The 25,835-nt window shown below is 68.8% G+C and carries 26 protein-coding genes; 19 read left to right on the forward strand and 7 right to left on the reverse strand.

What is annotated here, in order from left to right:
• Positions 1-21: 21 nt before the first annotated feature.
• Genes FQ142_RS06775 through FQ142_RS06790 form a run of 4 tightly spaced genes read right to left on the reverse strand, consistent with a single transcriptional unit; the run spans position 22 to position 4,330 of the window.
• The gene (locus FQ142_RS06775; RefSeq protein ID WP_149422751.1) at positions 22-1,839 is read right to left on the reverse strand and encodes a cytochrome b; all 1,818 of its coding nucleotides are present in this window, start codon (positions 1,837-1,839) and stop codon (positions 22-24) included.
• Positions 1,836-2,912, reverse strand: a complete 1,077-nt coding sequence (locus FQ142_RS06780; RefSeq protein ID WP_056418511.1) for a ubiquinol-cytochrome c reductase iron-sulfur subunit — start codon at positions 2,910-2,912, stop codon at positions 1,836-1,838. Before FQ142_RS06780 ends, FQ142_RS06775 begins: the two co-directional genes overlap by 4 nt.
• 36 nt (positions 2,913-2,948) lie before the next feature.
• The gene (locus FQ142_RS06785; RefSeq protein ID WP_149422752.1) at positions 2,949-3,752 is read right to left on the reverse strand and encodes a c-type cytochrome; all 804 of its coding nucleotides are present in this window, start codon (positions 3,750-3,752) and stop codon (positions 2,949-2,951) included.
• Between the two features lie 20 nt (positions 3,753-3,772).
• Positions 3,773-4,330 (reverse strand): heme-copper oxidase subunit III, encoded by a 558-nt coding sequence (locus FQ142_RS06790; RefSeq protein ID WP_230109632.1) that lies wholly within the window; start codon positions 4,328-4,330, stop codon positions 3,773-3,775.
• 287 nt (positions 4,331-4,617) lie between these two features.
• Here FQ142_RS06790 and trpD point away from each other — a divergent pair, with 287 nt between their 5' ends.
• Together trpD and FQ142_RS06800 are read left to right on the forward strand one after the other, a co-directional pair.
• Positions 4,618-5,682 carry an anthranilate phosphoribosyltransferase gene (gene trpD, locus FQ142_RS06795; RefSeq protein ID WP_056418508.1) on the forward strand — a complete coding sequence of 355 codons (1,065 nt, stop codon included), beginning with the start codon at positions 4,618-4,620 and terminating at the stop codon, positions 5,680-5,682.
• Between the two features lie 7 nt (positions 5,683-5,689).
• The gene (locus FQ142_RS06800; RefSeq protein WP_149422753.1) at positions 5,690-6,676 is read left to right on the forward strand and encodes a PHP domain-containing protein; all 987 of its coding nucleotides are present in this window, start codon (positions 5,690-5,692) and stop codon (positions 6,674-6,676) included.
• A 7-nt stretch (positions 6,677-6,683) separates the two neighbouring features.
• On the opposite strand, the gene FQ142_RS06805 is transcribed toward FQ142_RS06800, so the two are convergent.
• Entirely contained in the window at positions 6,684-7,625 is a 942-nt protein-coding gene (locus FQ142_RS06805) for a 5'-3' exonuclease (RefSeq protein WP_149422754.1), read from the reverse strand.
• Between the two features lie 203 nt (positions 7,626-7,828).
• On the opposite strand from FQ142_RS06805, the gene rpsA reads away from it, so the two are divergent.
• The 9 genes from rpsA to FQ142_RS06850 all read left to right on the forward strand — a co-directional run bounded on the left by rpsA (position 7,829) and on the right by FQ142_RS06850 (position 17,898).
• Positions 7,829-9,283 (forward strand): 30S ribosomal protein S1, encoded by a 1,455-nt coding sequence (gene rpsA / locus FQ142_RS06810; protein WP_045253758.1) that lies wholly within the window; start codon positions 7,829-7,831, stop codon positions 9,281-9,283.
• A 134-nt stretch (positions 9,284-9,417) separates the two neighbouring features.
• Complete coding sequence (locus FQ142_RS06815; RefSeq protein ID WP_149422755.1) at positions 9,418-10,272, forward strand: ABC transporter ATP-binding protein; 855 nt, start codon at positions 9,418-9,420, stop codon at positions 10,270-10,272.
• Positions 10,269-11,315: an aliphatic sulfonate ABC transporter substrate-binding protein gene (locus FQ142_RS06820; RefSeq protein WP_149422756.1), complete on the forward strand. Its 1,047-nt coding sequence runs from the start codon at positions 10,269-10,271 to the stop codon at positions 11,313-11,315. The genes FQ142_RS06815 and FQ142_RS06820 overlap by 4 nt, the downstream gene beginning before the upstream one ends.
• On the forward strand, positions 11,312-12,172 hold the full coding sequence (locus tag FQ142_RS06825; protein ID WP_149422757.1) for an ABC transporter permease: 861 nt from the start codon (positions 11,312-11,314) through the stop codon (positions 12,170-12,172). Before FQ142_RS06820 ends, FQ142_RS06825 begins: the two co-directional genes overlap by 4 nt.
• Position 12,173: 1 nt before the next feature.
• Positions 12,174-14,171, forward strand: a complete 1,998-nt coding sequence (gene acs / locus FQ142_RS06830) for an acetate--CoA ligase (RefSeq protein ID WP_149422758.1) — start codon at positions 12,174-12,176, stop codon at positions 14,169-14,171.
• The gene (locus FQ142_RS06835; RefSeq protein ID WP_149422759.1) at positions 14,171-15,475 is read left to right on the forward strand and encodes an O-acetylhomoserine aminocarboxypropyltransferase/cysteine synthase family protein; all 1,305 of its coding nucleotides are present in this window, start codon (positions 14,171-14,173) and stop codon (positions 15,473-15,475) included. Before acs ends, FQ142_RS06835 begins: the two co-directional genes overlap by 1 nt.
• Entirely contained in the window at positions 15,472-16,056 is a 585-nt protein-coding gene (locus FQ142_RS06840) for a CoA-binding protein (RefSeq protein ID WP_188042339.1), read from the forward strand. The genes FQ142_RS06835 and FQ142_RS06840 overlap by 4 nt, the downstream gene beginning before the upstream one ends.
• A gap of 31 nt (positions 16,057-16,087) precedes the next feature.
• Entirely contained in the window at positions 16,088-16,687 is a 600-nt protein-coding gene (gene coaE, locus FQ142_RS06845) for a dephospho-CoA kinase (RefSeq protein WP_149422760.1), read from the forward strand.
• Positions 16,684-17,898 carry an MFS transporter gene (locus FQ142_RS06850; RefSeq protein WP_149422761.1) on the forward strand — a complete coding sequence of 405 codons (1,215 nt, stop codon included), beginning with the start codon at positions 16,684-16,686 and terminating at the stop codon, positions 17,896-17,898. The genes coaE and FQ142_RS06850 overlap by 4 nt, the downstream gene beginning before the upstream one ends.
• A gap of 10 nt (positions 17,899-17,908) precedes the next feature.
• On the opposite strand, the gene FQ142_RS06855 is transcribed toward FQ142_RS06850, so the two are convergent.
• Positions 17,909-18,529 (reverse strand): DUF4126 domain-containing protein, encoded by a 621-nt coding sequence (locus FQ142_RS06855; protein ID WP_149422762.1) that lies wholly within the window; start codon positions 18,527-18,529, stop codon positions 17,909-17,911.
• 67 nt (positions 18,530-18,596) lie between these two features.
• On the opposite strand from FQ142_RS06855, the gene uvrB reads away from it, so the two are divergent.
• Together uvrB and FQ142_RS06865 are read left to right on the forward strand one after the other, a co-directional pair.
• Positions 18,597-20,675 (forward strand): excinuclease ABC subunit UvrB, encoded by a 2,079-nt coding sequence (gene uvrB / locus FQ142_RS06860; RefSeq protein ID WP_149422763.1) that lies wholly within the window; start codon positions 18,597-18,599, stop codon positions 20,673-20,675.
• A gap of 16 nt (positions 20,676-20,691) precedes the next feature.
• Positions 20,692-21,027, forward strand: coding sequence for a TfoX/Sxy family protein (locus tag FQ142_RS06865; RefSeq protein ID WP_149422764.1), 336 nt, complete (start codon positions 20,692-20,694; stop codon positions 21,025-21,027).
• Between the two features lie 11 nt (positions 21,028-21,038).
• Here FQ142_RS06865 and FQ142_RS06870 read toward each other — a convergent pair whose 3' ends face one another.
• The gene (locus FQ142_RS06870; protein ID WP_056418469.1) at positions 21,039-21,281 is read right to left on the reverse strand and encodes a hypothetical protein; all 243 of its coding nucleotides are present in this window, start codon (positions 21,279-21,281) and stop codon (positions 21,039-21,041) included.
• Positions 21,282-21,325: 44 nt separating this feature from the next.
• Between FQ142_RS06870 and FQ142_RS06875 the strand changes: the two genes are divergently transcribed.
• The 6 genes from FQ142_RS06875 to FQ142_RS06900 are packed head-to-tail and all read left to right on the forward strand — an operon-like array spanning position 21,326 to position 25,810.
• Positions 21,326-21,769 (forward strand): MarR family winged helix-turn-helix transcriptional regulator, encoded by a 444-nt coding sequence (locus tag FQ142_RS06875; RefSeq protein ID WP_149422765.1) that lies wholly within the window; start codon positions 21,326-21,328, stop codon positions 21,767-21,769.
• A 20-nt stretch (positions 21,770-21,789) separates the two neighbouring features.
• Positions 21,790-22,521 (forward strand): DUF4129 domain-containing protein, encoded by a 732-nt coding sequence (locus FQ142_RS06880; protein WP_149422766.1) that lies wholly within the window; start codon positions 21,790-21,792, stop codon positions 22,519-22,521.
• Complete coding sequence (locus FQ142_RS06885; RefSeq protein WP_149422767.1) at positions 22,518-23,057, forward strand: hypothetical protein; 540 nt, start codon at positions 22,518-22,520, stop codon at positions 23,055-23,057. Before FQ142_RS06880 ends, FQ142_RS06885 begins: the two co-directional genes overlap by 4 nt.
• Position 23,058: 1 nt before the next feature.
• Positions 23,059-24,024: an AAA family ATPase gene (locus tag FQ142_RS06890; protein ID WP_149422768.1), complete on the forward strand. Its 966-nt coding sequence runs from the start codon at positions 23,059-23,061 to the stop codon at positions 24,022-24,024.
• 11 nt (positions 24,025-24,035) lie between these two features.
• Positions 24,036-25,280 (forward strand): DUF58 domain-containing protein, encoded by a 1,245-nt coding sequence (locus tag FQ142_RS06895; protein WP_149422769.1) that lies wholly within the window; start codon positions 24,036-24,038, stop codon positions 25,278-25,280.
• Positions 25,277-25,810 (forward strand): hypothetical protein, encoded by a 534-nt coding sequence (locus FQ142_RS06900; protein WP_149422770.1) that lies wholly within the window; start codon positions 25,277-25,279, stop codon positions 25,808-25,810. The genes FQ142_RS06895 and FQ142_RS06900 overlap by 4 nt, the downstream gene beginning before the upstream one ends.
• Positions 25,811-25,835: the final 25 nt, after the last annotated feature.

Genomic DNA, 25,835 nt, shown 5'->3' on the forward strand with positions numbered 1-25,835 from the left:
CTTCTGGGGGGAGCGGCGATCCTACTCGCCGTCCTCCGACTTCTTCTTCGCGCGGGGCTTCTTCACGGGCCCGGTCGAGATGACCGTGCTGGGCGTGTTCGCCGTCTCGTCGACGTGCGTCTCGCTGGAGGTGAGAGGGGCGTCAGGAGCGCCGGCGCGCTCGTGAGCGCCCTGGATCTCCGCGGCCTCGGTCTCCTCGTTGCGAGCCTCGACGTGGTGCTGGTGAGAATCCGCAGCCTCTACCTCCGCCTGCGTGAGCGGGGCGAGACGGTCCTCGAAGAACCAGCGCGAGATCGACGAACGCATGTTCTCGGTCCACGAGATGCGGCCCTTCGCGTTCGGACGGACCACCAGGGGCTCGTAGCCGTCGACGTCGATGAGCTTCCAGCGGTCGTACTTGTCGACCGGCTGATGAACCTCGATGAACTCACCGCCGGGAAGGCGCACGATGCGGCCCGACTCGAAGCCGTGCAGCACGATCTCGCGGTCCTTCTTCTGCAGAGCGATCGCGATGCGCTTGGCGATGAAGTATCCGAGCACGGGACCGACGAACAGCAGCGCCTGCAGCGTGTGGATGACGCCTTCCATCGTGAGCATGAAGTGCGTGGCGATGAGGTCGGACGATGCCGCAGCCCACAGCACCGCGTAGAAGATGACCCCGGCCACACCGATGGCGGTGCGGGTCGCCGCGTTGCGGGGACGCTGGGCGATGTGGTGCTCGCGCTTGTCTCCCGTGATCCACGCCTCGATGAAGGGGTAGACGGCCACGAGCACGATGAACAGACCGAGCACGATCACCGGGAGCAGGATTCCGAACGACCAGGTGTGGTTCAGGAACACGACGTCGAGGTTCGACGGAGCGAGGCGGAGAGCACCGTCCGCGAAGCCGATGTACCAGTCAGGCTGAGTACCGGCGGACACAGGGGACGGGTCGTAGGGGCCGTAGTTCCAGATCGGATTGATCTGGAAGAACGTCGCGATCAGCACGATCGTGCCGAAGACGATGAACAGGTAGCCGCCCATCTTCGACATGTAGACCGGCATCATCGGGTAGCCCACGACGTTGTCGTTCGTGCGCCCGGGGCCGGCGAACTGCGTGTGCTTGTTCACGATCATGAGCATCAGGTGCACCGCGATCAGGCCGATGACCAGGAGCGGGAGCAGCAGGATGTGCAGCGTGTAGAGACGGCCCACGATGTCGGTGCCGGGGAACTCGCCGCCGAACAGCAGGAACGAGATCCAGGTGCCGACGAGCGGGAAGCCCTTGATCATGCCGTCGATGATGCGCAGACCGTTACCCGAGAGCAGGTCGTCGGGGAGCGAGTAGCCGGTGAAGCCCTCGGCCATCGCGAGGATGAACAGGACGAATCCGATCACCCAGTTGAGCTCGCGCGGCTTGCGGAACGCTCCGGTGAAGAAGACGCGCAGCATGTGCACGCCGATGCCGGCGACGAAGACGAGAGCGGCCCAGTGGTGGATCTGACGGACCAGGAGGCCACCACGCAGATCGAACGAGATGTGGAGCGACGACTCGAGAGCCGCCGACATCTCGATGCCCCGCATCGGCGCGTACGCGCCGGTGTAGTGCGTCTCGACCATCGAGGCCTGGAAGAAGAACGTCAGGAAGGTTCCGGAGAGGAATACGACCACGAAGCTCCACAGAGCGATCTCGCCGAGCATGAACGACCAGTGGTCGGGGAAGATCTTGCGTCCGAGCTCCTTGACGAAGCCCGAGATGCTGGTGCGCTCATCGATGTAGTTCGACGCGGCGCCGACGAATCGGCCGCCGAGGGGCGCCTTGTTGTCCTTGTCCTCTTTGGACAGCGTTGCGGTGCTCAATGGCGCTCCCAGAAGCTCGGGCCGACGGGCTCGGTGAAGTCACTGCGTGCGACGAGGTAGCCCTCGTCGTCGACGGTGATGGGCAGCTGCGGCAGCGGGCGTGCGGCCGGGCCGAAGATGACCTTGGCGTGATCGGTCACGTCGAACTGCGACTGGTGGCAGGGGCACAGCAGGTGGTGCGTCTGCTGCTCGTACAGAGCGACAGGGCAGCCGACGTGGGTGCAGACCTTGGAGTACGCGACGATGCCGTCGTACGACCAGTCCTTGCGGTCCTCGGCCTCGGTGAGCTGCTCGGGACGGAGGCGCATCATCAGCACGATGGCCTTCGCCTTCTCCTCGAGGTAGCCGTCGTGGTGGCTGAGGTCGGCGAGGTCCTCCGGGATCACGTGGAACGCGGAGCCGATGGTGACGTCGGCGGCGCGGATCGGCGTGCCGTCGGGGTCGCGCACGAGTCGCTGACCCTTCTCCCACATGGTCTGCTTCAGCAGCACGACCGGATCGCCGGCAGTGGGGTCGTCGGGAGTGCTGTGCGGAGCGAGACCGCGGAAGAGCGTCACGCCGGGGATGATCGAGGCGACGATCGCGGCGAACAGCGAGTTTCGGATCATCGTGCGGCGTCCGAAGCCGGACTCCTCGTTCGCCGTGGCGAACGCCTCGACGACGGCCTCGCGGGTCGAGTCCTTGCCACGGGTGGGGTGGCGGTGCTCGATGTGCTCCTTGTCGCTCATCAGCGCCTTGGACCAGTGGATCGCGCCGATTCCGATCGACAGCAGTGCGAGCGCGATGCCCAGACCGATGAAGAGGTTGTTCTGTCGGATGTCGATGAGCGCGCCGCTCTCGATGGGGAACAGCATGTAGGCGGCGACCGCCCAGATGCTTCCGGCCAGCGAGAGGTAGAACAGCGTGTAGACCGTGCGCTCCGCAGTCTTCTCAGCGCGCGGGTCCTTGTCGGTCATCCGCTCGCGGTGCGGCGGAAGCCCCGGGTTCTGCACGGGATCGCTGACTGCGACACCCAGCCCCGGAGAGGGCTGGTAGGCCCTATCGAGAGCCTGCGAGTCGTCGTCGTGTGCCATGGTGCTCCTCGTACGTTCCTCTTCGATGATTAAGCGTCAGTTGGACTTCGCCGTGATCCACACGGTGATCGCGACGAGTGCGCCGATCCCGAAGATCCAGACGAACAGGCCCTCGGAGACGGGGCCGAGCGAACCGAGCGAGAACCCGCCGATCTGCACCGACTGCTGCTGGTAGAGCAGTGCCGAGATGATGTCGCGCTTGTCTTCGTCCGACAGGTTCATGTCGCCGAAGACGGGCATGTTCTGGGGGCCGGTGACCATGGCCGCGTACATGTGCAGCGCGCTGGTCTCGGTCAGGGCGGGGGCGTACTTGCCCTCGGTGAGCGCTCCACCGGCTGCTGCGACGTTGTGGCACATGGCGCAGTTGACGCGGAACAGCTCCGCGCCGTTCGCGACGTCGCCACCGCCGTCCAGGAGGTGGTCCTCGGGGAACGTGGGGCCGGGAGCGGACTCCTGCACGAACGAGGAGATCGCGAGGATCTGGTCCTCGGTGAACTGCGGCTCCTTCTGCGGAGCCTGCGGGCCCTGCATCTGCAGCGGCATGCGTCCGGTGGACATCTGGAACTCGACCGCCAGCTCGCCGACTCCGTACAGGCTGGGCCCGTTGGGCGTTCCCTGCAGGTCGAGGCCGTGGCAGGTCGCGCAGTTCGCCGTGAACAGCTTCTCGCCGTCGTCGACGGTGAGCGTGCTGGATGCGGTGGTCTGGGTGTCGGTCGCGGCGAAGGCCGCGGACGTCCCGGCGTATACAGCACCGGTGATCATCAGGCCTGCGCCGATGAGTGCTGCGGCAGCCAGGGGACTGCGACGGCCGTTCGAACGGCGCTTCTTCTCTCGTGCCATCTCGGGGATCAGCTCCGCTCTTATTTCAGGAAGTAGATAACGACGAACAGCACGATCCAGACGACGTCGACGAAGTGCCAGTAGTAGGAGACGACGATCGAGGAGGTCGCCTCCTTGTGCCGGAAGTTCTTGACGGCGTATGCGCGTCCGATGACGAGCAGGAAGGCGATGAGTCCGCCGGTGACGTGGAGGGCGTGGAAGCCGGTCGTCAGGTAGAACGCGGAGGCGTAGGAGTCCGCGCTGATGGGCATGCCCTCGGCGACGAGGGTGGCGTACTCCCACACCTGGCCGGAGACGAAGATCGCGCCGAGCGCGAAGGTGAGGAAGAACCACTCGACCATGCCCCAGCCGAACAGGCGGCGTCGGCCGGCACCGTTCTTCTGGCCCTTGCCGAGCTTGTACGGCTGCAGATCCTCAGCAGCGAACACACCCATCTGGCAGGTGAAAGACGAGAGCACCAGGATGGCCGTGTTCACGAAGGCGAACGGCACGTTCAGCAGCTCGGTGCGGTCGGCCCAGAGCTCGGGGGAGGTGCTGCGGAGCGTGAAGTAGATCGCGAAGAGTCCCGCGAAGAACATCACCTCGCTGCCGAGCCACACAATGGTGCCGACAGCTACCGGGTTGGGGCGCTTGATCGTTCTTGCCGCCGGGGCATACGTCGCTGAGGTCGTCACCCTTCCATTATGGCCGATCCCGGGGCATGATTCTCGCACCGGGACCCTTCGATTCGCTGCCATCGCACTTAGGCGACCCTAAGAAATCGCTGCGAATAGTCGGTGAATCCGCGGAAAAGGGCGTTCTGGGGCGGTCTCCGGTCATCCGTCTGACGGTCTGCACGTTTTCCCGCGCCGATAGGATCGCACACATGGCTGATTCCCTGACCTGGTCCGACGTGCTCACCACCCTCCTGGAGCGCCGAGACCTCAGCGTCTGGGAGTCCACCTGGGCCATGCGCCAGATCATGCGCGGAGACGTGACCGAGGCGCAGCTCGCGGGGTTCCTCGTCGCGCTGCGCGCCAAGGGCGAGACGATCGACGAGATCGTCGGGTTCCGCGACGCCATCCTCGAAGCCGCCGTGCCCCTGCCCGTGTCGCCGGACGTCCTCGACATCGTCGGAACCGGCGGCGACCGCGTCGGCACCGTCAACGTCTCGACGACCGCCGCCGTGATCATCGGAGCGACGGGGGTACCGGTCGTCAAGCACGGCAACCGGGCCGCCAGCTCGTCCTCCGGCTCGTCCGACGTGCTGAGCGCCCTCGGACTCGAACTCACTCTCGATCCGGCCGCCGTGTCGTCGATCCTCGATCGCACGGGGATCACCTTCGCCTGGGCCGGCGCCTTCCATCCGGGGTTCAAGCACGCGGCGAAGGTCCGCGCCGAACTCGGCGTGCCCACGGTGTTCAACATGCTCGGACCGCTCTGCAACCCCGCCCGAGCAGAGGCCAACGCCGTCGGTGTCGCGCAGCTCGAGCGCGTCCCGCTGATCACCGGCGTCTTCCGCACCCGAGGAGCCACGGCCCTGGTCTTCCGCGGCGACGACGGTCTCGACGAGCTCACGACGACCGGCCACAGCCGCATCTGGGAGGTCACGCGCGGTGACATCCACGAGCACGACCTCGACCCCCGAGACCTCGGCATCCCGGTCGCCGACCTCTCCGATCTGATCGGAGGCACCCCTGACCACAACGCCGCGATCCTCCGGCGCACCCTCGAGGGGGAGGCCGGGCCCGTGCGCGACATCGTGCTGCTCAACGCGGCGGCCGGCATCGTCGCCTTCGAGCTGTCGCAGGACGCCGCCCAGGTGCAGCGACCCATCCTGGAGCGTCTGCGCGAGGGGTACGAGCGCGCCGCACAGGCGATCGACGACGGCCGCGCTCTCGCGAAGCTCGACCAGTGGATCGGCGTGAGTCGCGAGCTGGCCTCGGCATAGGTCCCGGATGGATCCCGTCGCAGCACTGCTCGAGATCGCGTCGCTGCTCGAGCGCGAGCGCGCGTCGAGGTATCGGGCGAAGGCGTTCAGGGTGGCGGCTGCGGCTCTGCAGCAGCTTCCGGACGACGTCCGCGCCGATCCCACGCGGCTCCGTGCCGCGAAGGGGATAGGCGAGTCGACGTTCGGCGTGATCCGGCAGGCCCAGGGCGGCGAGGTCCCGGACTATCTCATCGAGCTGCGGGGAGAGGTCGAGCCCGAGCGCAGATCGGCGCTGCGAGCACGTCTCCGAGGAGATCTGCACGCCCACACGGACTGGTCGGACGGCACGACGCCGATCCCGGTGATGGCCGCTGCCGCGCGAGCGCTGGGGCACGAGTATCAGGCGATCACCGATCACTCGCCGCGCCTGCGCGTCGCCCGCGGGCTCTCGTCCGAGCGCCTGCGGGAGCAGATGCCGCTCGTGCGGGCCGAGTCCGGCGACGGCTTCACCCTGCTGGCGGGCATCGAGGTCGACATCCTCGACGACGGCGCCCTCGATCAGGAGGAGCAGCTGCTGAACGAACTGGACATCGTGGTGGCGTCGGTCCACTCGAAGCTGCGGATGGACAGGCGGCCGATGACGGCGCGCATGCTCGCCGCCGTGGCGCATCCGCGCGTCAACGTCCTCGGTCACTGCACCGGGCGCCTCGTCCAGGGCGAGCGCGGGACCCGCCCGGAGTCGCAGTTCGACGCCGAGGCGGTGTTCGCCGCCTGTGCCGAGAACGGCGTCGCCGTCGAGATCAACTCACGTCCGGAGCGCCAGGATCCGCCGGATGAGCTGATCGCGATCGCCCTGGAGGCCGGCTGCCTCTTCTCGATCGACTCCGATGCGCATGCGCCCGGCCAGCTCTCGCTGCTCGATCACGGCGCGGAGCGTGCCGAGCGGGCGGGCGTGCCCGCCGCGCGCATCGTCACGACGTGGGGGCTGGAGCGGCTGCTCGCCTGGGCGCGGTGACGCGCGGTCAGCCCTGGCCGTCGATGCCCGCGATCGCCGTGATCGCCCGCGTCATCGACGACCCCAGGTTCCACCTGTCTGCGACGGCCGTCGCGGCGTCGACCTCGGCGGGGTCGAGGGGGCGGAGCGCATCGCCGGGCGCCTCGATATCGAGATCGGAGGCGACGGCGACCACCGTGGGTGCGACGTCGAGGTAGTCCGTCGCGGCCAGGATCTTCGCGCGGACGCCCGCGCTCATCCCTTCTCCGGCTGCGGCGGCCGCTCGGATGCCGACGAGGTCGGCGTGAGCCTGCAGCAGCGTCGCCGCCGTCTTCTCTCCGACTCCGGTCACACCCGGAAGGCCGTCGGAGGCGTCGCCGCGCATCGTGGCGAAGTCCGCGTACTGCGAGGGGAGCACGCCGTACTTCGCCACCACGACGGCATCCGTCACGATCTCGAGGTTGCTCATGCCGCGAGCGGTGTAGATGACCCGCACATCTCTCTCGTCGTCGACCAGCTGGAACAGGTCCCTGTCTCCGGTGACGATGTCCACGGGCATCGTGGCGTGCGTGGCAAGCGTGCCGATCACATCGTCGGCCTCATGCTCGGCGACGCCGATGATCGGGATGCGGAGCAGCCCGAGGGTCTCGCGGATCAGAGGTATCTGCGCCTCGAGCGGATCGGGCACCTCCTCGACGTCAGGGCCGGCCGGAACGACCTCCACGACACGGTGCGACTTGTAGCTCGGGATCAGATCGACCCGCCACTGAGGACGCCAGTCGTCGTCCCAGCAGGCCACCACATGGGTGGGCTCGTACAGCGTGACCAGCTTCGCGACGATGTCGAGCAGCCCTCGTACGGCGTTGATGGGGGAGCCGTCGGGCGCCGTCACCTTGTCGGGGACACCGTAGAAAGCGCGGAAGTAGAGGCTGGCGGTGTCGAGCAGGAGCAGCTTGTCGGCGCGAGGCATGCACACAGTCTGTCAGCGCACTCCGCGCCGCGACATCGCGTCCGTCAAAGAGTCCTCGGATCTGATAGCCTTGACTGTCACTCGTGGCGTGCCTGTGCATGCCCGGGTGGCAGAAACCCACACCATCGCTGCAGAGCTCGCAGTCGGCCGTGCGCGGCCGGAGCCTTCAGCCCGAGTCTCCATTCACAAGGACAACCCACTACATGACTACCGCAACGACCGCCCCGGCCACCAAGCAGGTCGCCATCAACGACATCGGATCTGCTGAGGACTTCCTGGCCGCGGTCGAGAAGACCCTGAAGTTCTTCAACGACGGCGACATCATCGAAGGCACGATCGTCAAGATCGACCGCGATGAGGTTCTGCTCGACGTCGGATACAAGACCGAGGGCGTCATCCCCTCGCGCGAGCTCTCGATCAAGCACGACGTCGACCCGAACGAGGTCGTCAAGGTCGGCGACGAGGTCGAGGCCCTGGTTCTCCAGAAGGAGGACAAGGAAGGCCGTCTGATCCTCTCCAAGAAGCGTGCTCAGTACGAGCGTGCCTGGGGAGACGTCGAGAAGATCAAGGAGAACGACGGCGTCGTCACCGGTACGGTCATCGAGGTCGTCAAGGGTGGACTCATCGTCGACATCGGCCTCCGTGGCTTCCTCCCGGCCTCGCTCATCGAGCTGCGCCGTGTCCGCGACCTCACGCCGTACCTCGGCCAGGAGATCGAGGCCAAGATCCTCGAGCTCGACAAGAACCGCAACAACGTCGTCCTCAGCCGCCGCGCGCTGCTGGAGCAGACGCAGTCGGAGTCGCGCACCACGTTCCTGAACAACCTCCACAAGGGTCAGGTCCGCAAGGGTGTCGTGTCGTCGATCGTCAACTTCGGTGCGTTCGTCGACCTGGGCGGCGTGGACGGCCTCGTGCACGTCTCCGAGCTGTCCTGGAAGCACATCGAGCACGCCTCCGAGGTCGTCGAGGTCGGCCAGGAGGTCACCGTCGAGATCCTCGAGGTCGACCTCGACCGCGAGCGCGTCTCCCTGTCGCTCAAGGCGACGCAGGAAGACCCGTGGCAGGTCTTCGCCCGCACCCACGCGATCGGTCAGGTCACGCCGGGTAAGGTCACCAAGCTCGTTCCGTTCGGCGCATTCGTTCGCGTCGCTGACGGCATCGAGGGCCTCGTCCACATCTCCGAGCTCTCCAGCAAGCACGTCGAGCTGGCCGAGCAGGTCGTGTCGGTCGGCGAAGAGGTCTTCGTCAAGGTCATCGACATCGACCTCGAGCGTCGCCGCATCTCTCTCTCGCTGAAGCAGGCGAACGAGGCCGTCGACGTCAACGGCACCGAGTTCGACCCGGCTCTGTACGGCATGCTCGCCGAGTACGACGAGGCCGGCGAGTACAAGTACCCGGAGGGCTTCGACCCCGAGACCGGTGCGTGGAAGGAAGGCTTCGACACCCAGCGCGAGGCATGGGAGCAGGAGTACGCTGCAGCCCAGTCCCGTTGGGAGGCCCACAAGGCTCAGGTTGCCAAGGCAGCCGAGGCCGAGGCAGCCGCTGGCGACGACTTCGGTGGCCAGGTCTTCTCGAGCGAGGCCGCAGGCGCGGGCACGCTGGCAGACGACGAGGCCCTCGCGGCGCTCCGCGAGAAGCTGTCGGGCGGCAACGCTTAAGCATCACGCTCTGGAACGGGCCGTCATCCTTCGGGATGGCGGCCCGTTCCGCGTCTCCGCCTGTTACCCGTGCTCCGTGACCGCACATTACGTCGGCATTCGTCACATTTCTGCGAGTTGGACAGCATGGGGATATGACTTCCCTGCTCTCCGCGCCCTCCACGGCACGCGTCCCGGCGATCGCCGGTACCGCTCAGCCCGTGCGCCTGCACGGTGTGGAGCGGAGCTTCCCCGTGGCCCGTGGTCGGCGCGAGGTTCTGCGCGGGGTCGACGTCGAGGTCGCGGCCGGCGAGATCGTCGCGATCGTCGGTCCCTCGGGATGCGGAAAGTCCACTCTTCTGCGTCTGGTCGGCGGGCTGGACGCACCGACGAGCGGCAGCATCCTCCTCGCGGACACCGACGTCGCCGACGTCGACGAGCGCACCGCGATCGCCTTCCAGGAACCCCGGCTCCTGCCATGGCGAACGATCGCCCAGAACGTCGAGCTCGGGCTTCCCCGCGGCACAGCGCGACGCGAAGGGCGCGAACGCGTGCGCGAGCTGCTCGACCTGGTCGGTCTCGAGCAGGCGGCCGACCAGCGGCCGCGCGAGGTGTCCGGCGGCATGGCGCAGCGCGCCTCGCTCGCCCGCGCGCTCGCGCGCAATCCCGGTGTGCTGCTCCTCGACGAGCCGTTCGGGGCGCTGGACGCGCTCACACGGCTGCGGATGCACGATCTGCTGCTCAAGATCCATGCCGCCGAGCCGACCACGATCCTCCTCGTCACACATGACGTCGAGGAGGCCCTCTACCTCGCCGATCGGGTGCTGCTGCTGCGCACCCTCGGCGGCGACGCGGAGACCGACGCGGCCTCCATCGCGCGCACCCTGAGCGTGCCGGGGATCCGACCCCGCGACCGGGCCGATCACGGTCTCGCGAACCTCCGCGCCGAGCTCCTCGAAGGACTCGGCGTCGACACCCATCACCGCACCGCACCCGAGGAGAACCGATGAGCACCGTCACCCGCAGAATCATCCCCGCGATCGCCGTCGCCGGAACGATGATGCTCGTCGCCACCGGCTGCGTGGCGGGGGAGAACTCCACCGCATCCGACGCCTCGGAAGGCGACGCCGCCGCCTCCGGCGAGTGGTCGTCCGACACGCTGTCGATCGACTTCGCCACGTACAACCCGCTGAGCCTCGTGATCCGCGACCAGGGGATCCTCGAGGAGATCCTGGGCGACGACGTCGACGTCGAGTGGGTCCAGTCGGCCGGCTCCAACAAGGCGAACGAACTGCTGCGCTCCGGCTCCATCGACGTGGGATCCACTGCGGGCTCCGCGGCGCTGCTGGCCCGCTCCAACGGGTCGCCCATCCAGGTCATCGACATCTTCTCGCAGCCCGAGTGGTCGGCGATCGTCGTCGGCCCCGACAGCGACATCACGTCGGTCGAGGACCTCGCCGGCACGTCCGTGGCGGCGACCAAGGGGACCGACCCCTACTTCTTCCTGCTGCAGTCACTCGAAGAGGCGGGCCTCTCGATCGATGACGTCGAGGTGCAGAACCTCCAGCACGCCGACGGCCGCGCCGCTCTCGACGGCGGATCCGTCGACGCCTGGGCGGGGCTCGACCCCATCATGGCCGCGGCCGAGGTCGAGTCGGGCGACCGGCTGATCTACCGCAACGTCGACTTCAACACCTACGGGTTCCTCAATGCGACCGAGGACTTCATCGAGAACCACGCCGATCTCGCTCAGGCCGTGGTCGACGCGTACGAGCAGGCGCGCGAGTGGGCTCTCGAGAACCCCGACGAGACGGCGTCGCTGCTCGCCGAGATCGCCGGCATCGATCCCGAGGTCGCGAAGACCGTCATCACCGAGCGCTCCAACCTCGATGTGAGCGGCATCCCGGGAGACGACCAGATCGCGGTCCTCGAGAAGATCGCCCCGGTGCTCGTCGACTCCGGCGACGTGCAGGGCGGCAAGGACTCCGTCGACAAGGCGCTCGACTCGATCGTCAACGCCACGTTCGCGGAGAAGGCGGTCGGGGGCGAGTGATCCTCCCCGACCAGCGCGTGGTGGTGCCCGCGGACGCGCAGGATGCTCTCGACGCCGCTCGCGGAGTCCGGCGACGCCCTGAGGTGGGCGCACGGCATGCGTGGGACCGTCCTGCGGTGCGCGTCATCGGCGGGTTCCTGCTGCCCGCCCTGATCGTCGTCGCCTGGCAGGTGGTGACGACGAGCGGTCTCGTCGCCCCCTACCTGCTCCCGTCGCCCGGCTCCGTGTTCTCGGCGGGCGTCGAGCTCGCGGAACGCGGGGTGCTGGGCACCCACATCGCGATCTCGGTGCAGCGCGTGCTGCTCGGTTTCGCGATCGGATCGGTGATCGGACTCGCGATCGCGGGAATCGTCGGGCTCTCGAAGATCGGCGACGTGCTGCTCAGCCCCACGCTCTCGGCGGTCCGTGCGGTCCCGTCGCTGGCCTGGGTCCCGCTCCTGATCCTCTGGATGCAGATCGGCGAGGAGTCCAAGGTGACGCTGATCGCCATCGGCGCGTTCTTCCCGGTCTACACGACCGTCGCCTCGGCCCTCCGGCACGTCGATCCCCAGCTCGTCGAGGCGGGGCGCTCGTTCAGCCTCCGCGGCTGGTCTCTGTTCCGCACCGTCCAGCTGCCGGCCGTCGTCCCCTCGGTGGTCGCCGGTCTCCGACTGGCACTCGCGCAGGCCTGGCTGTTCCTCGTCGCCGCCGAGCTGATCGCCTCGTCGATGGGACTCGGATTCCTGCTCACCGACTCGCAGAACAGCGGACGCGTCGACAGGATCATCCTGTCGATCGTGCTGCTCGCGTTGCTCGGAACGATCACCAACGCTCTCCTCGTGCTCGTCGAGAAGTACCTCCTCCGACGGTGGGTGTGACGTGACGGAAGCACGCCTGCACGAGACCCGCACGTACCCTGCTCCCGCCGGCGTCGCGGCGGCCGCGAATGTGACCGCCGAGGCGTACGCCCGGGCGGCGTCCGATCCGACCCTCTTCTGGGAGCAGGCGGCCGAGCGGCTCGACTGGGCCGAGCCCTGGCACACGGCCCACGAATGGGACCCGCCTGTGGGGGATGCCGTTCCCGCCGCCCGGTGGTTCGTCGGCGGACGTCTGAACGTCGCCTACAACTGCGTCGACCGCCATGTCGACGCGGGCCGCGGCGACAAGGTCGCCCTGCATTTCGAGGGGGAGCCGGGCGACCGCGTCGCGGTGACGTACTCCGACCTCCAGGACAGGGTGTCGCGCGCGGCCAACGCGCTCATCGCTCTCGGCATCCGGCCCGGCGATCGGGTGGTGATCTACCTCCCGGTGCTGATCGAGACGGTCGTGATCACCCTGGCATGCGCGCGCGTCGGCGCCGTGCACTCGCTCGTGTTCGGCGGTTTCTCCGCCGAGGCCGTGCGGTTCCGCCTCGCGGACACGGGAGCCGCGCTGCTCGTGACGAGCGACGGACAGTTCCGTCGCGGCACGGCCACCGAGGTCAAGTCGACGGCGGACGTCGCTGCCGCGGATCTTCCCGACCTCGAGCACGTCCTGGTGCTGCGGCGCACCGGGCAGGATGTCCCCTGGACCGAGGGACGCGACGTCTGGTGGCACGACGTGGTCGACACCGCCTCGTCCGAGCATGTTCCTCAGGCTTTCGATGCCGAGCATCCGCTCTTCATCATCTACACGTCCGGCACCACGGGGAAGCCGAAGGGGCTGGTGCACACCTCGGGCGGGTACCTCACTCACGCGAGCTGGGCGCACTGGGCGCATTTCGACGCGAAACCCGACGACGTCCACTGGTGCACGGCGGATCTCGCGTGGGTGACCGCCCACACGTACGAGATATACGGCCCGCTCTCGAACGGACTGACGCAGGTCATCTACGAGGGGACGCCGGACACCCCGGATCGCGAGCGCCACCTCGAGATCATCGAACGCTACGGCGTGACCGTCTACTACACCGCCCCCACGCTCATCCGCACGTTCATGACGTGGTTCGGTGCAGAGCTGCCGAGCGGGCATGACCTGTCGACGCTGCGTCTGCTCGGAACGGTCGGGGAAGCCATCAATCCCGAGGCGTGGATCTGGTTCCGTCGCAACTTCGGGCGCGACGAACTCCCGGTGGTGGACACCTGGTGGCAGTCCGAGACCGGAGCCGCGATGATCGCGCCGCTGCCGGGAGTGACGACGCTCAAGCCCGGCTCCGCCTCCGTGCCGCTGCCCGGCATCGACGCGACGGTGGTCGATGTGAACGGCGATGAGGTCGCACCGGGGCGATCCGGAACGCTCGTGGTGCGGCGTCCTTGGCCAGGGATGGCACGGACGGTGTGGGGCAACCCCCAGCGATACCGTGATGCGTACTGGTCGGCCTACGCCGGACACGGCGAGCACGGCGGATACTACGTCGCCGGTGATGGGGCGACGCGCGATGCCGACGGCTACATCTGGATCCTCGGACGCCTGGACGACGTGGTGAACGTGTCCGGCCACAGGCTCTCGACGATCGAGATCGAATCGGCGCTCGTGGCCCACGACACGGTGGGGGAGGCCGGCACCGCAGGTGTCGCCGATCCCGTCACCGGGCAGGCCGTCGTCGCGTTCGTCACCGCGTCAGGACGCGCGGACGTGTCGACGTCGCAGCTGCGCGCTCAGGTCGCCACCGCGATCGGACCGGTCGCCAAGCCGAGGCACATCGTCGTGGTGCCCGATCTGCCGAAGACCCGCTCCGGCAAGATCATGCGACGCCTGCTCGCACAGCTGTGGGAGGCCGAGCAGGATCGCCGTGCCGGTCGCACGCCCGCACCGCTGGGCGACACGACGTCGTTGCAGAACCCCTGGGCCGTCGACGACATCGCCGCCGTGCTCGAGACCGCCGAACTGAGGACATGATGACGCAAGAACACCGCTTCGGGTTCCGCACGAGAGCTCTCCATGCCGGCGGCACACCGGATGCCGCGACGGGTGCCCGCGCCGTGCCGATCTACCAGACGACGTCGTTCGTGTTCGAGGACGCGACGGATGCCGGCAATCTCTTCGCGCTGCAGAAGTACGGCAACATCTACTCGCGCATCGGCAACCCCACCGTCGCCGCGCTCGAGGAGCGACTGGCGTCGCTCGAGGGCGGGATCGGCGCCGTCGCGACCGCCTCGGGCATGAGCGCCGAGTTCATCACGTTCGCCGCACTCGTGGGGGCCGGTGACCACGTTGTCGCCTCGGCGCAGCTGTACGGAGGCACCGTGACCCAGCTGGATGTGACGCTGCGCCGATTCGGCGTCCAGACCACCTTCGTCGCCTCCACCGATCCGGCCGACTACGCCGCCGCGATCCGACCCGAGACCAAGGTCGTCTACGTCGAGATGATCGGCAATCCGTCCGGTGAGATCGCCGACATCGAGGGGTTGGCCGAGGTCGCGCATGCCGCCGGTGTTCCGCTCGTGGTCGACGCGACGCTGGCGACCCCGTATCTCGCTCGTCCGCTCGAGCACGGCGCCGACATCGTCATCCACTCGGTCACGAAGTTCCTCGGCGGACATGGCACCACTCTCGGCGGCGTGGTGATCGAGAAGGGCACCTTCGACTGGGGCAACGGACGCTTCCCTCAGATGACCGAGCCCGTCGAGTCGTACGGCGGGATCACATGGTGGGACAACTTCGGCGAGTACGGGTTCCTCACCAAGCTCCGCACCGAGCAACTGCGCGACATCGGGCCGGCGCTCAGCCCGCAGTCCGCCTTCAACCTCTTGCAGGGCGTCGAGACACTTCCGCAGCGCATCGATGCCCACCTCGCGAACGCGCGCATCGTCGCGGACTGGCTGGCGTCTGACCCCCGCGTGGAGTACGTGACGTGGGCCGGGCTCGAGGGGCATCCGCACCACGAGCGCGCCGCGAAGTACCTGCCGCTCGGGCCGGGGTCGGTGTTCGCCTTCGGGGTGAAGGCCGACGACGGTCGCGCGGCGGGGGAGACGCTGATCGAGAACCTCCAGCTGGCGTCGCACCTCGCGAACATCGGCGATGCCCGCACGCTCGTCATCCACCCGGCATCCACCACTCACCGTCAGCTCACGGAGTCGCAGCTCGAGGCGGCCGGAGTACGCCCCGACCTCATCCGGATCTCGGTGGGCCTCGAAGACGCGGACGACATCATCTGGGACCTGGACCAGGCACTCACCACGGCGACGGGAACGGATCGATGAGCGAGAGTCACATCGCGGCAGCAGACGCCTGCGCCCTCCCCGCGCCTCAGGATGCGGCCGCGTGCGCGCTGCCCGGGGGTGCCCCTCTGCACCAGGGACGCACATGGGAAGGGCCGAGCCAGCAGCAGCGATTCGGCATCCTCCGACGAGCGAAGTCCGTCGCGATCGTCGGCGCCTCGAACAACCCGGCCCGTGCGTCGTACTTCGTCGCCACCTACCTGCTCTCGAGCACCGCGTACGACGTGTACCTCGTGAACCCGCGGGAGTCGTCGATCCTCGGACAGCCCGTGTACGCCTCTCTCGCCGACCTCCCGGTCGTCCCCGACATCGTCGACGTGTTCCGTCGGCATGACGACCTTCCCGGCGTCGCCCAGGAGGCGATCGATCTCGGAGCGCAGACGCTGTGGCTGCAGCTGGGGTCATGGCACGAGGAGGCCGCGGCTCTCGCCGAGGCGGCAGGACTCTCCGTGGTGATGGATCGCTGCATCAAGATCGAGCACGCGCGGTTCCACGGGGGACTGCACCTGGCAGGCTTCGACACGGGCGTGATCAGCTCGAAACGGCAGCTGCTGGGGCGCTGAGCGCGGGCCGGTCGAAGCCTAGACTTGCGGTATGCCTCTCATCGCGCTCACCGGCGGCATCGCCTCCGGCAAGTCGACCATCGCACGACGTCTCGCCGAGAGGGGGGCTGTCGTGGTCGACGCGGACCAGATCGTCCGCGACGTGCAGGCACCGGGGACCCCGGTTCTCGCCGCCATCGCGAAGCATCTCGGCGCAGACGTCATCGCCGCCGACGGCGCGCTGGATCGTGCCGCCCTCGGCGCGAAGGTCTTCGCGGATGCCGAACAGCTGGCGCAGCTGAACGCGATCGTGCACCCCGCTGTCCGTGCCGAGTCGCAGCGTCGGTTCGACGCGGCGATGTCCGCGGATCCGACGACGGTCGTCGTGTACGACGTGCCCCTGCTGGTCGAAGCGCGCGTCGACGACCCGTGGGACCTGATCGTCGTCGCCCATGCGCCTGCGGATGAGCGACGGCGGCGACTCGTCGAACTCCGCGGCATGGAGGAAGACGCGGCGCAGGCGAGGATCGATGCGCAGGTCTCCGATGAGCGCCGCCTGGCCGTCGCCGACGTCGTGATCGACACCGCCGGTACGCTCGCGCAGACGCTCTCGCAGACGGATGATCTCTGGGAGCGGATCGCCACGTCGTGACCTTCACCGGCCACACCCCGGGGTCGCCGGTGTACCGACGACTGATCGTCGGTCTGTTCTTCGCGGGCATCGCGACCTTCGCTCAGCTCTACTCGCCTCAGGCGGTGCTGCCGCAGCTGGCGACCGATCTCGGGGTGTCGCCTGCGAGCGCCGCGCTCAGCGTCTCGGCGGCGACGCTCGGGCTGGCCGCCGCGGTCATCCCGTGGTCGATGGTGGCCGATCGCATCGGACGGGTGCAGGCCATGGCGACCGGCGTGCTCGCGGCGACCGTGCTGGGACTCCTCGCGCCGCTCAGCGCCGGGACGGAGATGCTGCTGGCTCTGCGTCTCCTCGAGGGAGTCGCGCTCGGGGCCGTGCCTGCGGTCGCGCTGGCCTACCTCAGTGAAGAGGTCAGCTCCCGGCATGCCGCCGCCGCAGCGGGGAGCTACATCGCCGGGACGACGGTGGGCGGGCTGCTCGGGCGGATCGTGTCGGGCATCGTCGGCGAGCAGGCGGGGTGGCGAGCGGGCATGTGGACGGTCGCCGGGCTGTGCGCAGTGGCTGCCGTGCTGTTCCTCTGGCTGACGCCGAAGGCGCAGGGATTCCTCCCCGGGCGATTCCGCGAGGACGCCGGACCGGGGATGCTCGCGCGTCTGCTGGCCCCGCTGCGCGTGGGGCGCCAGCTCGCACTGTACGCTCAGGGCTTCCTGCTCATGGGCGGGTTCGTCGCCGTCTACAACTACCTCGGATTCCACCTCGCCGAGCCGCCGTTCGCGCTGCCGGCGTGGGTGGTGACGCTGCTCTTCCTCGCCTACCTCGCCGGCACCCTATCGTCGCCCTGGGCAGGCGCCCTGGCCTCGCGTTTCGGACGATACCCGGTGCTCCTGGGAGCGATCGCCGTGATGGCCGCGGGGGCGGCCGGGATGCTGGCGCAGGCGACGACGCTCGTGCTGCTCGGGCTGCTCCTGTTCACCGGGGGCTTCTTCGCGGCGCACGCCGTGGCATCGGGATGGGCGCCGGTGGCGGCAGGACCCGACAGCAGGGCACAGGCATCCTCGCTCTACTACTTCGGCTACTACGCGGGATCGAGCCTGTTCGGGTGGGCGCTCGGCATCGTGTTCGGCGAGGTGGACTGGGTGTGGTTCATCGTCGCTGTCCTCGCGATGTGCGCCCTCGCGGCGGCCGTGGCGGTCGCGAAGCTGCGCGCGTCTCCGGGCCCGCACTCCGCGTGAGCACCGCGCCTCACGCCTGGAGCCCTGCGGCGGATGGAGGGGCTTCGCGATCGCGGCGCCGCCGGGCGCGTCGCCGAAGGATCACGACCATCGCGACGACGAGTCCGATGAGCAGGAGAGCGGCGACCACGGGCACGACGATCGCCGCGGCGGCGAGGACGAAGGAGGCGCCGTCCTCGGCGCTGCTCAGCACCGGAGCGGCCAGTCCGCCGGTCGTCGCGTTCGCCGCCACGCGAGCCGTCGCCTTGATCACGTGCACAACCAGTGCGATCACGACGCCGGTCACCACGGGGATCCAGGCGTTGTCGGTGAAGAACGACGCGGGGTCGTCCACGGCGATCGTCCGGGCGCCCGAGCCCGCCCCGAATGCGATGCCGCCCGAGGCGGGGCGCAGGATGCTCTGGACGACGTCGTTCACGGAGTCGACCGCGGGGATCTTGTCGGCGATGATCTCGAGGGCGAGCAGGCCGCCGAGGACCCACAGGGCGATGTCGCCCGACAGCCAGGACCATGAGGCGGGCAGTGTCACCGCCGGCAGCATGCGGTCGGCGAGTCCGAGCAGGAACAGCGGCATCCACGCGTTCAGGCCCGCCGAGGCGGCGAGGCTGGTGCCGATGATGAACTCGATCACGCCCCCACTCTAGGTGCACGATCGCCGCACGACCCACGGTGTCGGTGGCCCGGCATACGCTGGAGGTATGCAACCCACGCGCAGCGTCCGCCCCTTCGAGGTCATCAGCGAGTACGCGCCGGCCGGCGACCAGCCGAAGGCGATCGCCGAGCTCGCATCGCGCATCAACGCCGGTGAGACCGACGTGGTGCTTCTGGGTGCCACCGGTACCGGAAAGTCGGCCACGACCGCCTGGCTGGTCGAGCAGGTGCAGCGCCCGACGCTCGTGCTCGCCCACAACAAGACGCTCGCCGCGCAGCTCGCCAACGAGTTCCGCGAGCTGATGCCGAACAACGCGGTCGAGTACTTCGTCTCGTACTACGACTACTACCAGCCCGAGGCCTACGTCCCGCAGACCGACACCTTCATCGAGAAGGACTCGTCGATCAACTCCGAGGTCGAGCGACTGCGGCACTCGACCACGAACTCGCTGCTCAGCCGGCGAGATGTGATCGTGGTCTCCACCGTGTCGTGCATCTACGGACTCGGGGCGCCGGAGGAGTACCTGCGCGCGATGGTGGCGCTGCAGGTGGGGGAGCGCTACGACCGGGATGCGCTGATCCGTCAGTTCATCGCCATGCAGTACAACCGCAACGACGTCGACTTCTCCCGTGGCAACTTCCGCGTCCGCGGCGACACCATCGAGATCATCCCGGTGTACGAAGAGAACGCGATCCGCATCGAACTGTTCGGCGACGAGATCGAGGGGCTGTACTACCTGCATCCGCTCACCGGCGAGATCATCGAGAAGCTCGACTCGGTGCCGATCTTCCCGGCCTCGCACTACGTGGCGGGCACCGACGTGATCCAGCGCTCGATCGGCACGATCGAGCACGAGCTCGAGGAGCGGCTGAAGGAGTTCGAGCGACAGGGCAAGCTGCTCGAGGCCCAGCGTCTGCGGATGCGCACCACTTTCGACCTCGAGATGATGCAGCAGCTCGGATTCTGCTCGGGCATCGAGAACTACTCGCGTCACATGGACGGGCGACAGCCCGGCGAGCCGCCGCACACCCTTCTCGACTTCTTCCCCGACGACTTCCTGCTCGTGATCGACGAGTCGCACGTCACGGTGCCGCAGATCGGTGCGATGTACGAGGGCGACGCGTCGCGCAAGCGCACGCTCGTCGACCACGGCTTCCGTCTGCCGAGCGCGATGGACAACCGACCGCTGCGCTGGGACGAGTTCAAGAACCGCGTCGGGCAGACCGTGTACCTGTCGGCGACGCCCGGCAAGTACGAGATGGGGATCGCCGACGGCGTGGTCGAGCAGATCATCCGCCCCACCGGCCTCGTCGACCCGCAGATCATCGTCAAGCCGTCGAAGGGGCAGATCGACGACCTCCTCGAGGAGATCCGCGTGCGCGTCGAGCGCGACGAGCGGGTGCTGGTGACCACTCTGACGAAGAAGATGTCGGAGGAACTCACCGACTTCCTCGGCGAGCACGGCGTGCGTGTGCGGTATCTGCACTCCGACGTCGACACGCTTCGTCGTGTGGAGCTGCTCAGCGAACTCCGATCCGGCGTCTACGACGTGCTGGTCGGCATCAACCTGCTCCGCGAAGGTCTCGACCTTCCCGAGGTCTCGCTCGTCGCCATCCTCGATGCCGACAAGGAGGGCTTCCTGCGCTCCGGCACCTCGCTCATCCAGACGATCGGCCGCGCGGCCCGAAACGTGTCGGGCGAAGTGCACATGTACGCCGACAAGATGACCGATTCGATGGCGAAGGCGATCGACGAGACGGACAGACGCCGCGAGAAGCAGGTCGCGTACAACCTCGAGAACGGCATCGATCCGCAACCGCTGCGTAAGCGCATCGCCGACATCACCGAGGTGCTGGCACGTGAGGGCGCCGACACCGCGGAGATGATGTCGGGTCGTGGGCGTGCCACCGGCAAGGGCAAGGGCAAGTCTCCGACACCGAACCTGCGCCGCACCGGTATCGCCGCGGAAGGCGCGCAGCAGCTGGAGGCGATCATCCAGGACCTCTCCGACCAGATGCTGGCGGCTGCATCCGAGCTCAAGTTCGAGCTGGCCGGGCGCCTGCGCGACGAGGTCCAGGACATGAAGAAGGAGCTGCGTGCCATGAAGAAGGCCGGGCACGCCTGATCCCGAGGAGGTGATGATGGACGCGTCAGGAGACGAGCTCGCCGACCGCGTGCGAGCGCTGCTGACCCTCGACGGCGAGGTCGAGGAGAAGCGGATGTTCGGCACCCGCGCGTTCCTGCTCGACGGTCACATCCTGGTCGGGGCGCGCAAAGGGGGCGTCCTCCTCGTACGCGTCGACGAAGAGAACGGGGCCGCCCTCATCACACGCCCCGGCGTCGCCACCGCGGTGATGGGCCCACGCACCATGGGGACCGGGTGGCTCGATGTCTCACCCGGAGCGCTCACCACAGACGACGAGCTGGCGTTCTGGCTCGACGTCGCTCGAGAGGATGCCGCGGGCCGCGAGCACTGACGCCGTGGCGCTCAGGGGCAGTGCATCATGGTGCGCGGACCGGAGCGATCGATCTCGTGGTCGCTCATGGGTGCACCGCAGAGCGGGCAGGCGCGCTCTGCTCTCTCCTCCGCGCTCGGCGGCGGAGTCTTCTCGTACGGGCCCACGGACGCCGGGCCGGCGAACCGGATGAGGTTCGTGTTGATCCACGCGTAGAGCCCACCGGCCGCGCGGATGCGCGTTCGAAGGGATGGGCGGTCAGCGGAGCGTGCCATGTTCCTTAGTGTACTAACTATTAGTGTCGTTGTATAGTCGGATCGTGACCGCGACGGATTATCTGCTCAAGCTGGACAACCAACTCTGCTTCGCGCTGGTGACCGCCGCCCGCAACGTCGTCGGCATCTATCGGCCGATCCTCGAGCCGCTCGGACTCACGCATCCGCAGTACCTCGTCATGCTCGCCCTCTGGGAGCGGTCGCCACGGCAGCTCAGCGATCTCGCGGCCGATCTCGCCCTCGAGCCCGCCACCGCATCGCCTCTGGTCAAGCGCCTCGAGGCAGACGGGCTGGTCGCCCGGCAGCGCAGCGCGGAGGACGAGCGGCGCCTCGACATCACCCTCACGGACGCCGGCCGTGCGCTCCGCGAGCGCGCGCTCGACGTTCCGCGTCAGGTCATGGCGGCCGTGGGAATGGACCTCGGGCAGATCGCGACCCTGCGCGACGGACTCTCCGCCTTCGCGGGTCGCCGCTCGACCACGGAGTGACCGCGTCATAGGGTGTGGGCATGCCGAGTGACCGCCCGACAGTCGATGCGCGTCGAGCTGGTCGTCGGCTCGGACTCGTGAGCGCGGTCGCCGTGCTCTTCGTCATCGTGATGATCGCCGCCGCGATCCAGGGGGCGCCGACATTCCGTCCGTCTGAGCCTGTGCCGTCCCCGTCGGTGCGGCCGATTCCGCCGACGATGCCGGGACAGACGGGCCTCCCGGAGGACATCGAGATCGACCCCGCGAGCTCCGCAGTGCTGCAGGTGTCCGCCACGATCCTGATGCTCCTCGTGGCCGCCGGCGTCATCGTGCTCCTCGCGATCATCGCCCGCGCGCTGCTGCGGGCATGGCGCGACAGGCCCACGCGGAGGCGCGAGGGAGCCGAGGTCGCCGCCGAGGTGGGCGATGTCGCTGCGGTTCCCGAACCGCAGGTCGTGGTCGACGCCATCCGGCGCGGTATCGCCGGGGCGCTGCAGGCGATCGACGAACGCGCGGTGCCCACGGATGCCGTCATCGCGGCGTGGGTCGGCCTCGAGGAGAGCGCGGCGGATGCGGGGCTGGCACGCGCTCCGAGCGAGACGCCGGCCGAATTCGCGCTCAGGATCATCACGCGGCGCTCCGGCATCGAGGCGGAGGCGTCCGAGCTGCTGACGCTGTTCGAGCGTGTGCGCTTCGGCGCCCACGAGGCCACCGAGCCGGAGAGGAACGCGGCGCGCTCCGCGCTCCGCCGGATCGAGGAGGTGTGGCGATGACGGGGGGACGCACCGTCCTGGCCGCGGCGGCCGCGGTGATCGCCGCGCTGGTGCTCACCGGTTTCGGATTCACCGTGCCCTTCGCGATCGGGTGGGGTCTTCTCGTGGGGGCACTCGCTCTTCTCGCCCAGCTCGCGGTGCCGCTCGAACCGAGTGTCGACGCCCCGCACATCGCGGTGGAACCCGATCGCAGACCGACGGAGATCTCCCGCATGGCCTGGGCGCTGAACACCCACACGGGGCTCGCCGGTACGCAGATCACACGTCGCGTGCGGGAGATTCTCCGACAGCGGCTGCAGCGCCGGGGCGCAGACCCGACGGACCCCGCGAATCGGCCGGAGGTCATCGCGCTGATCGGCCCCGACCTGTGGGATCGACTGGAGGGTCCGGGGACCACCGTCGTCGACATCGAGCGAGCGCTCGACGCGATCGACGCGCTGAGCCCCGGGCGGTCCGCAGAGATCGCGACACCACCACCAGACGCTCCGCCCTCATCGACGGGCCGTGCGTCGCTGTTCCCGAGACACAGGAGATGACATGACGACATCCGCCGAGATCGCCGAGGCCGGCGCTCGAATCCTGACCGCCGTGCGCACCGTCGTCGTCGGGATGGACGACCCGCTCGAGATCGCGCTCGCCTCGATCCTGGCCGGCGGGCACGTGCTGTTCGAAGACGTGCCGGGGCTCGGCAAGACCCTCGCGGCCCGCAGCCTCGCCTCGGCGCTGGGGCTGTCGTTCCGTCGGCTCCAGTGCACTCCGGACATGCTCCCCGGCGACGTCACAGGGTCGTACGTGTACGCGCCGGACTCCTCGGACTTCGTCTTCCGACCCGGACCGATCTTCACCGGTCTCCTTCTGGCCGACGAGATCAACCGCACGACGCCGAAGACCCAGTCGGCGATGCTCGAGGCGATGGCGGAGCGGCAGGTCACCGTCGAGGGCAACAGCTTCGCGCTGCCCGCGCCGTTCCATGTGATCGCCACCTCGAACCCGATCGAGTACGAGGGCACCTACGCGCTCCCCGAAGCACAGCTCGACAGATTCATGGTCAGGCTCTCCGTGGGGTATCCGGATGTCTCGGGGGAGGCGCGCATTCTGCAGAACCGTGTGCGCAGGCGGCAGGAGGCCACGCACGTCGCTCCCGTCATCGATGCCGAGCGTCTCGTCGAGCTGCAGGCGGCGGTCGAGGCCATCCACGTCGACGAGGACATCGCGCGTTACTGCGTCGAGATCGCGCGCACGACCCGGACGGCGCCGAACGTCGAGGTCGGAGCCTCCCCACGCGGCTCGCTCGGCCTGCTGCTGCTCGGCCGCGCCCTCGCCGCGCTGGACGGTCGCGATTTCGTGCGACCGGATGACATCAAGAGGATCGCCGTGCCCGTGCTCGCCCACCGCCTCACGCTGACACCGCAGGCCTGGGCTCAGGGGGCGTCGGCCGCCGACGTCGTGCGAGCGGTCGTCGACCAGGTGCCGGTTCCGCCGACGGTGCGGGAGCGCGTGTGACGAGACCATCGATGCCCGGGCGCTGGAGCCCGGCGCCGGCCCTCGCGATCGCCGGCTCGATCGTGCTCGCCGTCCTCGGACTGCTGTTCTCACGTCCTGACGTCGTCGCCATGGGGCTCCCGCTCGCGCTGTGGAGCGCCCTCGTCCTCGGACGGGGGACCTCGGGCGTCGGGGCCGAGCCGAGCGTGACACCGGGTCCCCGCGCAGACGGGCAACTGCACACCGAGATCTCGGTCGAGAGCGACGCCGAGATGGTCGAGCTGTTCGTCGTGCTCTCGGAACGCAGAAGCCGACGCGCGATCGTTCCCGGTTCCGATGCCGCGGTCCTCGCACGGAGCCGCGTCCTCCATTCGGGCCCCGCGCTCCCCGTGCAGGTCTCGGCGCGCGGTCTCTCGCTCGACGGTGCCGCGCTCTCGGGGGCGTCCGAGGTCGTCCGGAGCAGACGACAGGTGGCTCCGACTCCCCGCGCCGTCGGGATGCTGCCGCTGCCGAGACGGCTGACCGGTCTGCACGGCTCGCACGAGGGGCGACGCCCGGGGCAGGGCGGAGACTTCCGCGACATCCATGCGTTCGCGCCCGGAGACGAGCTGCGTCGCGTCGACTGGCGCGCGACGGCGCGGATGGCGCGGAGACCGGGGGATCTGCTCGTACGGCGCACCCACACGCTCAGCGACGCGTCCGTGGTGATCGCGATGGACACCTCGGAGGACCTCGGCGAGGTGGTCGCGTCGTGGGGCAGCGGAGACGTCGAACGCAGCGGTGTGACGTCGCTCGACAACGCCCGAGAGGCCGCTCGGGCACTCTCCGGCGCCGCCATCGACGCCGGCGACCGCGTCGCCCTGCACGTGCTCGCGCACGGTGGGCGCTCGCTGCGCAGCGGTGGGGGATCTCGCCATCTGGCACGTCTCGAGGCGGCGATCGCGGCGACGGGACAGGCAGGCGACGACGCGGCGTTCCGCAGGACTCCGCACGTCCCGCACGGCTCGGTCGTCCTCGTGCTGTCCACGTTCTTCCAGGGGGCCGCCGCGCAGACCGCGCTGATGTGGCGCGCGAGCGGTCACCGCGTCGTCGCGATCGACGTTCTGCCGCGGCTCGATCGTTCGCGTCTGCATCGTCCTCAGCTCATCGGTCTGCGCACGGTGCTGGCGGAGAGGGAGAACGTGTTCGCCGACCTGCACGGGGCGGGCGTCGACGTGGTCGCGTGGGCGGAGGATCCCTCATCCGCCCTCCGCGAGATCGCGAGGGCCAGGAGATGAGAGCGCAGAACGACACCCTGCAGACCGCGCCCGCCGTCTCCTGGATCGCGGTGCGGATCGCGCTGGTCGCGGTCGTCGCTGTCGGGACGTTCGTGCTCAATCCGCTCGTCGGGTGGCAGTGGGTCGCCGTCATCCTGGCGGTGACCGCCGCGGTGCTCCCGCAGACCTTCGCCGCGTGGGGTGGAGCGGCATGCATCGTCATCGGGATGCTCCTGTCCGAGCCGGACGTCGGTCGCGCGATGCTCGCCGTGCTCGTCGTGCATGCGATCCACATCCTCACATCGCTGACACTCGTGATCCCGGGCGGGACGAGGGTCGTGCTCGCCGCGCTGCGCCCGACGGCCATCCGCTTCGTCCTGGTGCAGGCGATCGCGCAGCCGCTGACGATCGCCGTCATGCTCGGCGTCGACGGCATCCGGGGCACCGCGCCGTGGGCGATCGTCGCCGGCGGCGTTGCGGTCGCCGCGGCCGCGGTGCTGCTTCTGCGGAGCGCGGGCCGGAGCGCGACGGCGGACCGGCGAGGCGGGTGAGCACCTTCCTGTGAGCCCTCACGGA

Source organism: Microbacterium sp. ANT_H45B (assembly GCF_008369345.1).
Taxonomy (GTDB): Bacteria; Actinomycetota; Actinomycetes; order Actinomycetales; family Microbacteriaceae; genus Microbacterium.

Coding starts and splice junctions, on each gene's coding strand:
- FQ142_RS06780 (WP_056418511.1), bottom strand. CDS start 2,912: ATGGCACACGACGACGACTCGCAGGCTCTCGATAGGGCCTACCAGCCC.
- FQ142_RS06785 (WP_149422752.1), bottom strand. CDS start 3,752: ATGGCACGAGAGAAGAAGCGCCGTTCGAACGGCCGTCGCAGTCCCCTG.
- FQ142_RS06790 (WP_230109632.1), bottom strand. CDS start 4,330: ATGTTCTTCGCGGGACTCTTCGCGATCTACTTCACGCTCCGCAGCACC.
- trpD (WP_056418508.1), top strand. CDS start 4,618: ATGGCTGATTCCCTGACCTGGTCCGACGTGCTCACCACCCTCCTGGAG.
- FQ142_RS06800 (WP_149422753.1), top strand. CDS start 5,690: ATGGATCCCGTCGCAGCACTGCTCGAGATCGCGTCGCTGCTCGAGCGC.
- FQ142_RS06805 (WP_149422754.1), bottom strand. CDS start 7,625: ATGCCTCGCGCCGACAAGCTGCTCCTGCTCGACACCGCCAGCCTCTAC.
- rpsA (WP_045253758.1), top strand. CDS start 7,829: ATGACTACCGCAACGACCGCCCCGGCCACCAAGCAGGTCGCCATCAAC.
- FQ142_RS06815 (WP_149422755.1), top strand. CDS start 9,418: ATGACTTCCCTGCTCTCCGCGCCCTCCACGGCACGCGTCCCGGCGATC.
- FQ142_RS06820 (WP_149422756.1), top strand. CDS start 10,269: ATGAGCACCGTCACCCGCAGAATCATCCCCGCGATCGCCGTCGCCGGA.
- FQ142_RS06835 (WP_149422759.1), top strand. CDS start 14,171: ATGACGCAAGAACACCGCTTCGGGTTCCGCACGAGAGCTCTCCATGCC.
- FQ142_RS06840 (WP_188042339.1), top strand. CDS start 15,472: ATGAGCGAGAGTCACATCGCGGCAGCAGACGCCTGCGCCCTCCCCGCG.
- coaE (WP_149422760.1), top strand. CDS start 16,088: ATGCCTCTCATCGCGCTCACCGGCGGCATCGCCTCCGGCAAGTCGACC.
- uvrB (WP_149422763.1), top strand. CDS start 18,597: ATGCAACCCACGCGCAGCGTCCGCCCCTTCGAGGTCATCAGCGAGTAC.
- FQ142_RS06865 (WP_149422764.1), top strand. CDS start 20,692: ATGGACGCGTCAGGAGACGAGCTCGCCGACCGCGTGCGAGCGCTGCTG.
- FQ142_RS06870 (WP_056418469.1), bottom strand. CDS start 21,281: ATGGCACGCTCCGCTGACCGCCCATCCCTTCGAACGCGCATCCGCGCG.
- FQ142_RS06880 (WP_149422766.1), top strand. CDS start 21,790: ATGCCGAGTGACCGCCCGACAGTCGATGCGCGTCGAGCTGGTCGTCGG.
- FQ142_RS06885 (WP_149422767.1), top strand. CDS start 22,518: ATGACGGGGGGACGCACCGTCCTGGCCGCGGCGGCCGCGGTGATCGCC.
- FQ142_RS06890 (WP_149422768.1), top strand. CDS start 23,059: ATGACGACATCCGCCGAGATCGCCGAGGCCGGCGCTCGAATCCTGACC.
- FQ142_RS06895 (WP_149422769.1), top strand. CDS start 24,036: ATGCCCGGGCGCTGGAGCCCGGCGCCGGCCCTCGCGATCGCCGGCTCG.
- FQ142_RS06900 (WP_149422770.1), top strand. CDS start 25,277: ATGAGAGCGCAGAACGACACCCTGCAGACCGCGCCCGCCGTCTCCTGG.